Here is a 14,053-nt window from a genome sequence, read left to right on the forward strand (position 1 = left end):
TATTATGCCTTTGATTTATCTACGAGTCTGCCTTTTTTGAGCCAAGGCATCATTGCCCTCAGTCTTGCTCCAACTTCTTCTATAGGATGCTGCTCGCCTTTTTTAGTGAGTGCATTGAACACAGGCTTGTTTGCTTTGCATTCAAGCAGCCATTCTCTTGCAAATTGACCGTTCTGTATTTCAGAGAGCACCTTTTTCATCTCTTTCTTTGTTTCTTCGGTGATTATTCTTGGTCCAACTACAAGGTCTCCGTACTGGGCTGTATTGCTTATTGAGTATCTCATTGTCGAGATTCCCCCCTCATATATAAGGTCAACGATGAGCTTTACCTCATGCAGACACTCAAAATAAGCCATCTCTGGTGAATAACCTGCTTCAACAAGCGTCTCATATCCTGCCTGAATGAGCGAGGTAAGTCCTCCACAGAGCACAACCTGCTCGCCAAACAAATCAGTCTCTGTTTCTTCTTTGAATGTTGTCTCGATGATTCCTGCTCTTCCACCGCCTATTGCAGAAGCATAGGCAAGTGCAATATCCTTTGTATCTTTTGAAGGATCCTGATAAACAGCAATCAGGCATGGAACACCGCTTCCGTTAGTGTATTCTGAGCGGACAAGATGTCCGGGTCCTTTTGGTGCGACCATTAGTACATTAACATCCTGTGGAGGAACAATCTGGCCAAAGTGTATGTTAAATCCATGTGCAAAACCTACATATGTCCCCTTTTTTATGTTAGGCGCTATCTCAGTCTTGTAAATGTCAGCTGCATATTCATCAGGAACGAGTATCATTATCAGATCTGCCTGTTTAGCAGCTTCTGACGCTGATAATACTGTGAATCCGGCATTTTTAGCCTTATCCCAGTTTGCGCCTTTTGTTTCTGCCACGATAACATCCATGCCGCTTTCCTTCAGATTGTTGGCATGAGCATGCCCCTGACTTCCATAACCTACGACTGCAATCTTCTTGCTTTTAAGGATGCTTGCTTTTGCATCTTTATCATAATAAATCTTAACCATGAAAACCTCCGAATAAGTTGATTTGGAAGTGACTATTATATTACAGATTTAAAAAATTTTCATTAAATTTGACTAAATATTACAACTGTTTTATATTTAGCACACGATGATACAGAGCATGACAGGATTTGGTGCTTCGGAAAAAGACGGTTTCAGGATAGAGATACGCTCTCTTAATCACAGGTTTACAGATATCTCTATGAGGCTTATGCCATGGCTTAGCGAGCATGAGATACCTTTGAGGAATCTTCTCAAAGAGAGATTTTCAAGAGGGAAGTTTGATGCAACAGTAACATTAAAGGATTATTCAAAACTTAAGCTCAAGGTGAATACAGCTCTGGCAAAAGAGATATATGACAACCTCAATTTCATGAAAACTGACTTAGCAATTTCTGAAGAAATAGGGATTAATGCAATGCTTGCTTATAAAGAGTTTTTGATTTCAGAAGAGCCTGAATATAACATCTCATCTCTTTACGATGCTTTCAACCAGGCAATGGATCAGCTCGAAAAAATGAGAAGAAACGAAGGCAGGACTATACAGGAAGATATTGTCAAGAGGATTGATCACCTTGAATCTTTGAATAAACAATTAATGGAGCTGAGCCCTGAAGCTGAAAATAAATTCAAGATTAAGATCAATGAAAGGATAAAAGAATTTCTTGATGAGATCCAGACTGATAAAGACAGAATCACACACGAGATTGTTGTTCTGGCAGAGAAAATAGATATTACAGAGGAGATAATAAGAATAGATAATCACCTTAAGCAGTTCAGGAAAATTCTTTCCAATGGTGATACAATAGGCAAAAGGCTAGACTTCCTGTTGCAAGAGCTTAACAGGGAATCCAATACAGTTGGTTCAAAAACAGACGACTATAAAATCTCATCTTTTGTTATTGAGATGAAGAGCGAGATAGAAAAAATCAGAGAACAGGCACAGAACATTCAGTGATGAGAAGGAGTGAATATGAAGAGAGGTGATATAAGCTCGGTGTTGGTCAATATAGGATTCGGCAATGTAGTTTCTGTTTCAAAAGTTGTTGCTATAGTAACACCCGGTTCAGCGCCAATGAAAAGACTCAAGGATGAGGCAAAAAAACAGGGAAGGCTTGTTGATGCAACAGAAGGAAGAAGAACTCGCGCAATAATAGTCACTGACAGCAATCATATAATTCTAAGCGCTTTACAGGTTGAGACCATAACTCAGAGATTTTCAAATGGTAAGGTAACTGCGGATGAAGAGGAAGAATAGGGGAAGTCTTTTCATCGTATCCGCACCATCAGGCGCAGGAAAAACAACACTCTGCAATGAGATAAGTGCAATCCTGCCGAATATCCAGCATTCAGTTTCATACACTACGAGACAAAAGAGAAAAACAGAAGTTAATAACAGAGATTATACATTCATAAAAGAAGATGCATTCCTTAAGATGGCAAAAAAAGGTGGATTTTTGGAATGGGCGAGAGTTCACGGCAATTTGTACGGCACATCCAAAAAGAGACTGGAGTCAATGCTTAACAGCGGAATTAATGTAGTGCTTGATATTGATACCCAGGGCGCAAAACAGATGAAAAAGAAATATTCTGAAGGCATATATATATTTATTCTCCCTCCATCAATGAAAATTCTCAAAGAGCGTCTCAAAAAAAGAATGGCAAATTCTGATGAAGAGATTAAAAAAAGGCTGAGAAGGGCTGTTGGAGAGATTAAGGACTATAAAATGTATGATTATGTTATAATTAACGACATATTTGAGAGCGCCCTTGATAAACTTATAGGGATTATTTTAATTGAAGGGCTTCGTACAAAGAATATCAATCAAGAATGGATAAAAAAACATTTTTTGAAATAAAGTATTAGAGCTTTGAAAGTTAAGACTATTTAGGAGGAGTAGATGGATATAATTTCACTGCCGGTTGAGATCGATGAAAAAAAGATCGATGGAAGATATAGGCTTGTAATGGTTGCTTCGCAGAGAGCAAAAGAGCTTGCCGCAGGAGGCAAGCCAAAAGTACAGACCAAGTCTAAAAAAATCACGACAATTGCAATTGAGGAAGCTGTTAAAGACAAACTTGAATTTGTGGTTGGTGAAGAGGCAAGGAAGGCCAGGGAAGAGGCTAAAAAGTTTGATTACAGGAAGCTTTTAGAGGAAAAGAGAAAAGAAGCTACCCCTGAAGAACTAACAGAGCTAGAGAAAGACTTGAAGGTCTATCTCCATGAGAGAGAGAGTATAGACAAAAAAGCGCTTGAAGAGCTTTTTGGTGAAAGACAAGACGAAGTTGCTGAAGAATAAAAAGATACTTCTCGGGGTTACCGGAGGAGCGGCAGCATATAAAGCAGTTGAACTCACAAGAAGATTAAAAGATGAAGGGGCATCGGTTACTGTGGTAATGACTGATGCCTCTAAATATTTTGTAACTCCTCTATCATTGGAGATCGCATCTGAGAACAGCGTATTCTCAGATCTTTTCGGCGACCCAATGTCACATATAAGTCTTTCGAGAGATGCAGATGTAATGGTCATTGCTCCGGCAACTGCTGACATAATAGGAAAATTCGCAAATGGCATTGCTGCTGATCTGCTTAGCACATGTTTTCTTTCATTCAAGGGAAAGATAATAATTGCTCCATCCATGAATTGGAGGATGTACGAACATCCTATATTTAAGGAAAATCTTAATCGTCTTTTGGCGCTTGGTGTAATTCAGATTGGACCGGAAAAAGGAACACTGGCATGCGGTGAAGATGGCATCGGCAGAATGTCAGAGGTGTGTGAAATAATTGATGCAATAAAATCTTCTTTATCAAATAAAGACCTTTCAAAAAAAAAAGTAATTGTCACAGCCGGACCAACAAGAGAGTATCTTGACCCGGTAAGATATATTTCTAACCGTTCATCAGGCAGGATGGGTTATGCACTTGCAATTGCGAGCATGCGAAGAGGAGCAGAAGTCATTCTGATAAGCGGTCCGTCTTCATTAAAAACTCCTCGTGGGCTTAAGTCATTTGTTCCTGTTGAAACTGCAGCAGCGATGAAGAATGCTGTTTTCAGTAATCTCAAGGATGCTGATATGGTTATTATGGCAGCAGCTCCTGCTGATTTCTTTCCTGAAAAAACACATGCTAAAAAGATCGAAAAATCAGATGTGCTTGATATTAAACTTAAAAAAAATCCTGACATTCTGACTGAGCTTGGACAATTAAAACGCAGGCCTGTACTTGTTGGTTTCGCTGCAGAAACAGGGGAAAGACTTGACAGGGCAAGGAAAAAACTTGTTGAAAAAAATGTAGATATAATTATTTTTAATGATGTCACATCTTCTGGTGCAGGATTTGATGTGGATACTAACAGAATAACAATAGTCGAAAGAAACAATGAGACTGCCCTGCCTCTAATGACAAAGGAAGACGCATCAGAGGAAATTCTTAATGCTGCCTTAAAACATTTATAACCAATAATCTTGCAATCTTTACGCTTATAGCTTTAATATAAAAAATATGATTTCTTATATTCGTGCAACATTAAAAAGAAAATTTCTTGCAGGGCTTGTTGTTTCCATCCCTGCTGTTGTCACTGTTTTAGTTATTTTATGGTTTTTTCATTTTGTCGATGGCCTGCTGGGTCCAATGCTGACAAATTTTCTTGGCTATAAAATTCCAGGTCTTGGTTTCATATCCGCAATAATACTTATTTTTCTAATCGGCATAGTATCAACAAATGTATTCGGCAAAAAAACGCTTGAACTCTTTGATTTCACGCTTGCAAGAATACCTGTATTTAAAGGAGTGTACACTGCTATAAAACAGCTTGTTGACGGTTTTGCACCGAATGAGAAAAGTTCATTCAAAAAATTCGTTATAGTTGAATATCCCCGTAAGGGCGCCTTTGCATTTGGTTTTCTCACAAAAGATAAAACAGTTAAAACAGAAAACAGCGGCAATGAAACATCTCTTAGGGCAGTTTATATACCAACGAACAATCTTTATCTTGGTGAAATAGTGCTTTTTGATGAGAAGGATGTTTTTAATACTGACATATCAATAGAAGAAGGCATAAAAATAATACTATCAGGAGGGATATCGACTCCTGGAATAATAAAAGAGGCAAAAGAATGAAGACAGCAGTTGTTATACTTGCGGCCGGACAAGGAAAGAGAATGAACTCTTCCTTGCCCAAAGTGCTCCATAAAATTTTCAACAAGCATATGATTCAGTATGTTATTGATTCTGTCAGCATGCTTAAACCTTTCAAGATTACTGTTGTTGCAGGCAAACATTTTAAAGAGATAAAGAATTCCATAAATTCAGAAAAAATTTTTTTCGCCTTGCAGAAACAACCTAAAGGCACTGCTGATGCGCTTCTAAGCGCCAAAGAGCCGCTTAAGGGATTTAAAGGCACTGTGTTGGTGGTAAATGGAGATACACCTTTGATTACCCCTCAGATTTTAGGAAAATTTTTGGAATTGCATTCTAAAAAAGATAAACATATATCTTTTATCTCATTTAAACCTGACAATCCAGCTGGATATGGAAGGGTGATCAGGGATTATTCGGAAAACGTTTCAGGGATTATTGAAGAAAAAGATGCATCAGATGAAGAGAAAAAAATAAATGAGGTTAACAGCGGGGTATACGCAATAGAATCAGAGGCGCTGGAACTCTTAAGAAAAATACCGATAAATCTTAAAAAGAAGGAATATTATCTTACTGACATAATCCGTATCGGGCTGGATCATGGCTACAATGTCGGAGCTTTTTGCATCGGTTCTGAAGAAGAGATGTCAGGGATTAATACGCGCATTGAACTTGCATCAGCTCAAAAAATGCTGAGGAAAAGATTTAATAGTAAATGGATGGAAAAGAGTGTTGAATTTATAGATCCTGATCTGGCATTTATTTCCCCTGAAGCTGTAATAGGCGCAGGAACTAGAATATATCCAAACGTTCATATTGAAGGAAAGACAAAGATCGGGAAGGGATGTGTGATCTGCCCTAATGTGAGAATTATTGACAGCGCAATTAATGATAATGCTGTTATAAAGGATTCAACAATTATCGAGAGTTCAACAATTAAATCAAAAGCTGTTGTAGGTCCTTTCGCACATATAAGACCCGGCTCTGAGATTGGTTCAGGCGCAAAAATAGGGAATTTTGTAGAGATAAAAAAATCAAAAATCGGAGATAAAACAAAGGCATCTCATCTCAGCTATATTGGAGATGCTTCCACAGGCAAGTCTGTAAATATCGGAGCAGGAACAATAACATGCAATTATGACGGCATGAATAAACATAAAACTACAATTGAAGATAATGTATTTGTTGGCAGCGATACTCAGCTGGTTGCACCTGTAAAGATCGGGAAGGGCGCATATATTGGCGCTGGTTCCACAATAACGAAGGATGTACCGCCAATGTCGCTTGCAGTCAGCAGGACAGAGCAAAGGCATATCAAAAATTGGGCGTCTAAGAAGAACAAAAAGGTCAGATAACTTTAAGAGGACAATAAAATGTGCGGGATAATTGGATACACAGGAAAACGGAATGCAGTCGCTATTGTTCTTGAAGGGCTTAAGAAGCTTGAATACAGGGGATATGATTCTGCTGGCATAGCTTTTTTCAATGGCAAAGGAATAGAAGTCCGTAGACGTAAAGGAAAGATAAAAGACCTTTGCTCAGCAATAGATCTTGATAAACCTGTAAGTCATACAGCAATAGGCCATACACGATGGGCAACTCATGGAAAACCAACAGAAGATAATGCCCATCCGCACAGATCGAACGGCATTGTTATTGTTCATAATGGAATAATCGAGAATTATCTAACGCTCAAAAAACAGCTCATTGATGAAGGATATAAATTCACTTCTGATACTGACACAGAGGTGATATGTCATCTGATAGAAAAATATTCTGAAGGATGTTCTCTGGAAAATGCTGTCAGAAAAGCGCTTGGTCAGCTAAAAGGGGCTTTTGCAATTGCTGTAATGGATGAGAAAGAACCCGGCAAGATTGTTGGAGTTAAAAAAGACAGCCCGCTCGTTATAGGATTAGGTGAAGGAGAATATTTTCTTGCCTCGGATGTCCCTGCATTTCTTGCTCACTCAAGGGACGTAATATTCCTTGATGAAGATGAGATGGTTATTATAACCGATGATGGTGTAATGGTAACCAGATTTGACGGAACTGCGATTCAAAAAGAGGTTGTGTCAGTATCATGGAGTCCTTCAATGGCTGAGAAGGGTGGATATAAACATTTCATGCTTAAAGAAATATTTGAGCAGCCAAGGGCAATAGGAGACACTCTAAGAGGAAGATTTTATCCTGAGAGCGGTGAAGTTAACATGGAAGAGTTCGGTCTTAAAAAAGACGAACTCTTAAAAATAGAAAAGGTCTTCATAGTTGCATGCGGAACATCATGGCATTCAGCCCTGGTTGGCAAATACATGATAGAAGAACTTGCTAGAGTTCCTGTTGAGGTGGATATAGCTTCGGAATTCAGATATAGGAATCCTATTGCCGGGAAGGAAAGTCTTCTTATTGCAATAACACAATCAGGCGAGACTGCGGATACTCTTGCAGCGCAGAGAGAGGCAAAGAAACTTGACTGCAAAGTGCTAAGCATATGTAATGTTGTGGGAAGCACATCTTCCAGAGAGGCAGATGCAGTATTTTATACCCACTCAGGGCCTGAGATAGGAGTTGCATCAACAAAGGCATTTACGACCCAGATTCTAGGGCTTTATCTCTTTGCAGTCGGTTTTGCAAGAGCCAAAAAAGCAATTGATAAAAACACAGCAGCAGCGCTTCTTAAAGATCTGCTGTTTTTGCCAGGCATGGCAGAAAAAGTTCTTGAATCAGACCCTGAGATAAAAAAGATTTCTAAAGATTTATTTAAGGCAAAAGATTTTCTCTATCTTGGAAGAGGAATAAATTATCCAATAGCGCTTGAAGGCGCTTTAAAACTTAAGGAAATTTCCTATATTCATGCTGAAGGCTATCCTGCAGGAGAGATGAAACACGGGCCAATAGCGCTTATTGATGAGGCTCTGCCTTCAGTTATCCTTGCGCCAAAGGGCAAGCTTTATGAAAAGATTCTCTCTAATATACAAGAGGTAAAGAGCAGAGGGGGAAAGATTATGGCAGTAACAGACGAGGGCAATTCAGATATCATAACTTGTTCTGAGTACCAGATGTATGTTCCGAACTCCAATCAATTTCTTATGACAATTCTGCTTACAATACCATTGCAGCTTCTGGCGTATCATATAGGAATTCTCAGGGGCTGTGATGTTGATCAGCCCAGAAATCTCGCCAAAAGCGTTACAGTTGAGTGATTTTGCATAGAATTATAATAAATTATAGACTTATCCTGCATGTATCTGTTATTCTAAGCATGTATTAAAAATGTCAAAAGATACCTTGTTAAAAGACCTAAACAAACAGCAAAAAGAAGCTGTACTGCACAAAGGAAGTCCTCTGCTTGTGCTTGCCGGCGCAGGAAGCGGTAAAACACGGGTAATAACGCATAAATTTGCCTATCTTGTAAAAGGTGAGAAATTATCCCCTAACTCTATACTCGCAGTCACATTTACCAATAAGGCAGCTGAGGAGATGAAGGGAAGAATAGAGAGTCTCATTGGTAAAGACCTTAACGGTTCATGGATCGGCACTTTTCATTCACAGTGCAACAGGATATTAAGACATGATATTAAGGCGCTCGGCTACACTAGTAATTTTCAGATATATGACGACGATGATCAGTGCAGTCTTGTCCGCCATATCCTTAAAGAATTCAAGATTTACGAGGCAATGTATAGAGGTGTTGTATCAAGAATAAGTTCTCTTAAATCCTCCTTGACCAGTCCAAGCAAATTCCTGTCTTCAAACGATGGGTTTGGTTTTGACGAAAAACTTGCGAAAGTTTATGTGAGATATCAGGATGAGCTGAAAAGGTGCAACGCTGTTGATTTTGACGACCTTATAGGTTTAGTAGTGAAACTTTTCGAGGAATATCCTGCAGTACTAAAAAAATACCGCAGTATATTTAATTATATTTTAATCGATGAATTTCAGGACACAAATTATGCACAGTACAAGCTTTTAAAACTTCTGGACAAGAGTGACAGCATGTGCGCAGTTGGCGATGACGACCAGAGCATATACAAATTCAGAGGAGCTGATGTTGCCAATATTCTCAATTTTGACAAAGACTTTCCTAAAACAAAAACCATTAAACTTGAACAGAATTACCGCTCGACTCAGAACATACTTGATGTAGCTGGCGCTGTAATAGCCGGCAATACAGCAAGGAAGTCAAAAAAACTCTGGACAGACAGAGGAACAGGCGAAAAAGTATTTCACTGCTGGCTGAACACAGAAGAAGAAGAAGCAAAACAGGTAGCAAGCGTTATAAAGGAGCTCTATTTAAAAGGCGAACACAATTACAAGGATTTTGCAGTTGTATATCGCGTTAATTTTCAGGCCAGAGCGATAGAAGACGCACTGAGGAGCGAACTTATAACTTATCGTGTAATGGGCGGAATAAGTTTCTATCAGAGAAAAGAGATTAAAGATATAATCTCTTATATGCGGCTTGGAATTAATCCTCATGACAATGTCAGCTTAAGACGCATAATAAACACGCCTGCAAGAGGGATTGGAGCTGCAACGCTTTCAAAAATAGAACATGAGGCAAAAAAGAAAACATGCAGTCTTTTCAGCTCAATCAAGGGCATAATCAAAAGCAATTCAGTTGCAGCATCTGCAAAAGAAAAACTTTCAGATTTCATAAAATTAATCGAATCAATAAATGCTGATAGCTACAAAACAGCTGCTGACATGATTAAAGACATAGTAGAAAAAACAGAGTACATGGATGCGCTGGCTGAAGACAAGGTTCAAAATGTAGATGAACTTATATCATCTGCGCAAGGCAAATCAATGCAGGAATTCAGCGATACTGCCTCACTTGTTTCAAATATTGACGATTCGAATTCAGAAAATGCCGTGTCTCTCATGACAATGCACAGTACAAAAGGTCTGGAATTCCCTGTAGTCTTTGTTGTCGGGCTTGAAGACGGATTAATGCCATATTTCAAGACATTCAATAACGAGGATGATATATCAGAGGAACGGAGGCTTTTATATGTTGGAATGACCAGGGCAAAAGATATCCTCTGGCTCACAGGAACAAAAAAGAGAAGACTTTATACAAAGACTCAGGAGCAGGAACCGTCAAGATTTCTTGATGATATTCCGCCGCATTGTTATCACTGGATCGAAAAGTCATCAACACGAAAGCCTATTCCTGCTTTTTCTTCAAAAAAAACAATTACCGTTTTGCCGGCTTCCTTCAAGAAATCACTTCTTTATGTTGTTGGCAGCAGGGTTAAACATCCTAAATGGGGCGTTGGCGTAATTAGGGAATGTTACGGCGAAGGCCATGAGCAGAAGGTGATGGTCAATTTCCCGGAGGTAGGAGTTAAAAGGCTTGCCTTGAAATTCGCAAATCTCCAGAAAATATAAAAATATATGAAAGTATCTGTAGAATATGTAGCAAAACTTGCCAGACTTAATATCTCAGAAAAAGAAAAAGAACTTTTCGGCAAACAGCTTGAAAATATTCTTGATCATATAGAGACGCTGAATGAACTTGATACAAAAGATATCGAGCCGACCTCGCATGTGCTTTCCTTGAGCGATGTGATGAGAGAAGATAAGCCAGATAAATCGCTTTCAAAAGAAGATGCGCTGATGAATGCGCCTGACTGCACAGATAAATTTTATCGTGTGCCAAAGATAATAGAGTGAGGTAAGAGATGTTAAGATGCATGCTTAGAGCAAAGATTCACATGGCAACAGTCACAGAGTCTAATATTGCCTATGAAGGCAGTATAACGATTGATGAAGATATCCTGAAAAAATCAGGCATTCTTCCATACGAACAGGTCATGATCAGCAACATAAATAACGGTGAGAGGTTTGAGACATATGCTATTCCCGGGAAAAAGGGTTCAGGCATGTTTTGCCTTAACGGACCTACTGCAAGAAAAGGGCTGGTTGGAGACAAGATAATAATATTCTCATATGCATATCTCGAAGAGAACACTCTTAAAAACTTCAAGCCAAAGATAATAATTGTAGATTCAAAGAACAGGATTAAGAAGACTACTTAGCATTTATTGGAAGTTGTCTCTTAATCTGAACTTGAACTTTGTGGATTTAAAGAAATTTAAATCAATTAGATTTTTCCTTTAAGTATTCAATAAATTTCTCCCTGATCTTCTTGTCAGCAAAAGACTGGATATGACCTTTGGTTTCTGTAATCCAGAAATCTTTAGGATTTACAGCTTTTTCTGAAATTTCAATACCGTGGTGAAGAGGTACTATATTGTCATATTCCCCATGCAAAATTAAAAGCGGCACAGGACTTATATTTTTTATCCATTTGACAGGACTGTAATAATCACTTACAAGAAATGACAGGGGGTATTGGAAAGTCCATGTAATTATAATCTGTGAAGCCTTTTCCCTTGTAATCTCTCTGTAACTTGAAAAAGTGCTCTCTATAATTAATGCTTTAAGATTATTTTTATATTTTGAATTTGCAACTGTATATACTGCAATTGCTCCGCCAACGCTCTGGCCAAACACAAATATTTTTTCACCAGACATTGATAATGCTTTCTCAAGTGCGGTTTCTGCATCTATATGCACGCCTTCTATTGTTGGATGTCCATCTGATTTGCCGTATCCCCTATAATCAAATGCAAAAACAGTGAACTCTTCTTTAACAAGCCAGAGCACGCTATTGATGTGTGTACTTATGTTTTCAGCATTGCCATGAAGAAAAAGTATAAACCCGATGCTTTTATCTTTTGGTTTTAAAACCCATCCGTGTAATTTCAGGCCGTCAGGGGTTTTAAAATATACATCTTCATAATTAAACTTTTCTAGCATTGGATTTGGAATCATATTCTTGCTAGGATAAAAAAAATAACCATTACAGCCAGACGTAATAAGAAAGATAAGAATAAGAAGAACTAGCGGATGAGATAGTTTATGCTTTAGAAAGTACAGCATTTAAAAGTACAGATTCCAACTTAATATCGCTTCACTTTGATATATTGTATAAGTCTTTATTCTCGAAAGATTAAGCGAGATGCTATTGTTTTGGCTGATTCTGAAGTTCTGATTGAATGTGCCTTTGTACGTATCTGTTTTATCTCCTGCGAAATAATGAAGGGCTTCAAGCGAGAAAGTAATTTTCCAAAACCTGGTTATGGGTTTTATTATGCCGGGTGTTATACCAATGCCGACTGAGTATTTATCTTCAAGTTTCCTGCTTATATAGATATCTGATTCTGCAAGGATATAATACAGCCCTTTTGAGTTGTCTTCAAATGCAAGTCCATACCCGCCATTCCCATATAAAACAGCATGGTCATTGCCATCCTTGAATATTTTTTGAGTTATGCCTGTGCTTATCTTCCATGAATTTGGCTTAAAAAATTCGGTCATAGGAGAAATTGAGACTATATCTACAATGTCCACACCTTCCAATTTGAATTTTTTATTCTCAAAATAATATCTTGCCCTGATATCTGTGAAAACAATCTGAGAACCTTCCCTGTAACCTTCGTCAGGATCGAGAAGATCATGATATGCCGGCCTTATTTTTATTTCTTGAAATAGGTAGTCTTTTTTAACACCTATCCCAACAGCTAACCTATTAGATAGATGTCCGTTTTCTGGATTAACGGGGTTGGGGATTTTATAAAAATTATCGTCTCTTTTTCCCAGCTGGCTTCTAATTTTAAGAATGTGCAAAAACCTTTTAAGATAATCGTCTTTATTTAATTCCCCTTTAAGATATTTATACTGAACCATTTCAGATGCAATATCGAGTCCATGGGTTTTTTCATCTACAGTTAGATTTTTGTTGTTCAATAAGGTTTCTGGGTCTGTTTCTCCATTGATTATCTGAAGTGCAATTGAATTGGTATTTTCATCGAGTAAAGATGATATATGATTTATTGTTGTTGTTTTTGATGCGCGGTAATTTACTGAGTCTACTAAACCACTTTCTTTTACAGCCCTTACAGTATCAATAGGTATTACCCAGAAACCAAACTTGTCAGTAAGATTTAAAGACGGCCTGGCAGCCTCGAGAAGAAAAAGAATATTATAAGAACAGTTTTCGTCAAAAAAATAGTAATATGAGTAGAGATTTTTCAACTCCCATATATGCATAAGCATTTTTTTCAATTCATCCTCAGACAGATTCATAATGTATTCCCACATATCCCTCTGATCTATATCATTATATTCTTTGACCTTCTCGTAGTAGGGGAGAATAGAATAGTATCCTTTATAAAATCCAAAAACGCCTTTTATAGCATAGAGCATATCGTCTCCTCCGCCGGTAAAGGCAGAGTAGTTGACTGCGTGTCCAAGCAATTTGCTCTGGTATTCGCTGTCAATTCGTATGAATGTATGGCCGAACATAGAGGCCGGTCTGTTCATAAAAGAGCCGGGAAATACAAAGGCTGCAGATTTTGGCTTCATCTTACCAGTCACTTCAATATACTCTGTGCATTGAACTTTTGGAAGTTTAGTTTCATCAATATTTAGTTTTTCTTTTAGCCAGTTGTATCTGGCTATGAACCTGCACTGAGGGTGTTCGATATCCTTTATTTGTTCTGAAAAAAAGCTTTTGATTGTTTCTTTTAGTTCTGATTGCGGGTTTGTCTTTCCATTATCAGCAATAAAAAATCTGGGATCATCGATCAGGCTTCTTTTTTCGAAAATTCCAGCTTTATAGTGAAGAAGAGTATGCCAGTATCTATCTTCATATAGTTTCTTTTCTTCAGAAAGTTCTAAGAGTTGTTCGAGGTAAGATTCTTCAGCTGCTGCATGAAATGCATTTATAAAAGCAAATAAGAGTATAAAAAAAAGGCATATGAAATTTTTTCTCATTCCATATGCCTTTTTATCTAATCGCAAAACAATATTAACGAAATCAGAATAG

At 38.0% G+C, this 14,053-nt stretch carries 14 protein-coding genes; 11 read left to right on the top strand and 3 right to left on the bottom strand.

Annotated elements, in window-relative coordinates; all coding sequences use genetic code 11:
• Positions 1-2: 2 nt before the first annotated feature.
• Positions 3-1,019: a ketol-acid reductoisomerase gene (gene ilvC, locus LLF28_01535; GenBank protein ID MCE5194127.1), complete on the bottom strand. Its 1,017-nt coding sequence runs from the start codon at positions 1,017-1,019 to the stop codon at positions 3-5.
• 118 nt (positions 1,020-1,137) lie between these two features.
• On the opposite strand from ilvC, the gene LLF28_01540 reads away from it, so the two are divergent.
• The 11 genes from LLF28_01540 to LLF28_01590 all read left to right on the top strand — a co-directional run bounded on the left by LLF28_01540 (position 1,138) and on the right by LLF28_01590 (position 11,198).
• Entirely contained in the window at positions 1,138-1,974 is an 837-nt protein-coding gene (locus tag LLF28_01540) for a YicC family protein (GenBank protein MCE5194128.1), read from the top strand.
• Positions 1,975-2,004: 30 nt separating this feature from the next.
• Positions 2,005-2,274, top strand: coding sequence for a DUF370 domain-containing protein (locus LLF28_01545; GenBank protein ID MCE5194129.1), 270 nt, complete (start codon positions 2,005-2,007; stop codon positions 2,272-2,274).
• Positions 2,258-2,875 (top strand): guanylate kinase, encoded by a 618-nt coding sequence (gene gmk, locus LLF28_01550; protein MCE5194130.1) that lies wholly within the window; start codon positions 2,258-2,260, stop codon positions 2,873-2,875. The genes LLF28_01545 and gmk overlap by 17 nt, the downstream gene beginning before the upstream one ends.
• Positions 2,876-2,917: 42 nt before the next feature.
• The gene (gene rpoZ, locus LLF28_01555) at positions 2,918-3,316 is read left to right on the top strand and encodes a DNA-directed RNA polymerase subunit omega (GenBank protein MCE5194131.1); all 399 of its coding nucleotides are present in this window, start codon (positions 2,918-2,920) and stop codon (positions 3,314-3,316) included.
• Entirely contained in the window at positions 3,285-4,475 is a 1,191-nt protein-coding gene (coaBC, locus tag LLF28_01560; protein ID MCE5194132.1) for a bifunctional phosphopantothenoylcysteine decarboxylase/phosphopantothenate--cysteine ligase CoaBC, read from the top strand. Before rpoZ ends, coaBC begins: the two co-directional genes overlap by 32 nt.
• Before the next feature lie 46 nt (positions 4,476-4,521).
• Positions 4,522-5,139, top strand: coding sequence for a DUF502 domain-containing protein (locus LLF28_01565; GenBank protein ID MCE5194133.1), 618 nt, complete (start codon positions 4,522-4,524; stop codon positions 5,137-5,139).
• Complete coding sequence (glmU, locus tag LLF28_01570) at positions 5,136-6,512, top strand: bifunctional UDP-N-acetylglucosamine diphosphorylase/glucosamine-1-phosphate N-acetyltransferase GlmU (protein MCE5194134.1); 1,377 nt, start codon at positions 5,136-5,138, stop codon at positions 6,510-6,512. The genes LLF28_01565 and glmU overlap by 4 nt, the downstream gene beginning before the upstream one ends.
• A gap of 18 nt (positions 6,513-6,530) precedes the next feature.
• Complete coding sequence (glmS, locus tag LLF28_01575; protein MCE5194135.1) at positions 6,531-8,357, top strand: glutamine--fructose-6-phosphate transaminase (isomerizing); 1,827 nt, start codon at positions 6,531-6,533, stop codon at positions 8,355-8,357.
• A 70-nt stretch (positions 8,358-8,427) separates the two neighbouring features.
• A complete protein-coding gene (locus LLF28_01580) occupies positions 8,428-10,548 on the top strand; it encodes a UvrD-helicase domain-containing protein (protein ID MCE5194136.1) in 2,121 nt (706 codons plus the stop codon).
• A 6-nt stretch (positions 10,549-10,554) separates the two neighbouring features.
• Positions 10,555-10,833, top strand: coding sequence for an Asp-tRNA(Asn)/Glu-tRNA(Gln) amidotransferase subunit GatC (gene gatC / locus LLF28_01585; protein MCE5194137.1), 279 nt, complete (start codon positions 10,555-10,557; stop codon positions 10,831-10,833).
• An 8-nt stretch (positions 10,834-10,841) separates the two neighbouring features.
• Positions 10,842-11,198 carry an aspartate 1-decarboxylase gene (locus LLF28_01590; protein MCE5194138.1) on the top strand — a complete coding sequence of 119 codons (357 nt, stop codon included), beginning with the start codon at positions 10,842-10,844 and terminating at the stop codon, positions 11,196-11,198.
• A 61-nt stretch (positions 11,199-11,259) separates the two neighbouring features.
• On the opposite strand, the gene LLF28_01595 is transcribed toward LLF28_01590, so the two are convergent.
• Together LLF28_01595 and LLF28_01600 are read right to left on the bottom strand one after the other, a co-directional pair.
• Positions 11,260-11,982, bottom strand: coding sequence for an alpha/beta hydrolase (locus tag LLF28_01595; protein MCE5194139.1), 723 nt, complete (start codon positions 11,980-11,982; stop codon positions 11,260-11,262).
• 123 nt (positions 11,983-12,105) lie between these two features.
• Positions 12,106-14,001 (bottom strand): DUF4105 domain-containing protein, encoded by a 1,896-nt coding sequence (locus LLF28_01600; GenBank protein ID MCE5194140.1) that lies wholly within the window; start codon positions 13,999-14,001, stop codon positions 12,106-12,108.
• Between the last annotated feature and the right edge of the window lie 52 nt (positions 14,002-14,053).

The sequence above is a fragment of the Nitrospiraceae bacterium genome (genome assembly GCA_021373015.1).
Lineage (GTDB): Bacteria > Nitrospirota > Thermodesulfovibrionia > Thermodesulfovibrionales > UBA1546 > JAJFTJ01.

What these genes read in the sequence shown, in the direction of transcription:
- LLF28_01595 (MCE5194139.1), bottom strand. Translation starts at nt 11,982, where the DNA reads ATGCTAGAAAAGTTTAATTATGAAGATGTATATTTTAAAACCCCTGAC.
- LLF28_01565 (MCE5194133.1), top strand. Translation starts at nt 4,522, where the DNA reads ATGATTTCTTATATTCGTGCAACATTAAAAAGAAAATTTCTTGCAGGG.
- rpoZ (MCE5194131.1), top strand. Translation starts at nt 2,918, where the DNA reads ATGGATATAATTTCACTGCCGGTTGAGATCGATGAAAAAAAGATCGAT.
- ilvC (MCE5194127.1), bottom strand. Translation starts at nt 1,019, where the DNA reads ATGGTTAAGATTTATTATGATAAAGATGCAAAAGCAAGCATCCTTAAA.
- LLF28_01540 (MCE5194128.1), top strand. Translation starts at nt 1,138, where the DNA reads ATGACAGGATTTGGTGCTTCGGAAAAAGACGGTTTCAGGATAGAGATA.
- glmS (MCE5194135.1), top strand. Translation starts at nt 6,531, where the DNA reads ATGTGCGGGATAATTGGATACACAGGAAAACGGAATGCAGTCGCTATT.
- LLF28_01600 (MCE5194140.1), bottom strand. Translation starts at nt 14,001, where the DNA reads ATGAGAAAAAATTTCATATGCCTTTTTTTTATACTCTTATTTGCTTTT.
- gmk (MCE5194130.1), top strand. Translation starts at nt 2,258, where the DNA reads ATGAAGAGGAAGAATAGGGGAAGTCTTTTCATCGTATCCGCACCATCA.
- gatC (MCE5194137.1), top strand. Translation starts at nt 10,555, where the DNA reads ATGAAAGTATCTGTAGAATATGTAGCAAAACTTGCCAGACTTAATATC.
- LLF28_01590 (MCE5194138.1), top strand. Translation starts at nt 10,842, where the DNA reads ATGTTAAGATGCATGCTTAGAGCAAAGATTCACATGGCAACAGTCACA.
- LLF28_01580 (MCE5194136.1), top strand. Translation starts at nt 8,428, where the DNA reads ATGTCAAAAGATACCTTGTTAAAAGACCTAAACAAACAGCAAAAAGAA.
- glmU (MCE5194134.1), top strand. Translation starts at nt 5,136, where the DNA reads ATGAAGACAGCAGTTGTTATACTTGCGGCCGGACAAGGAAAGAGAATG.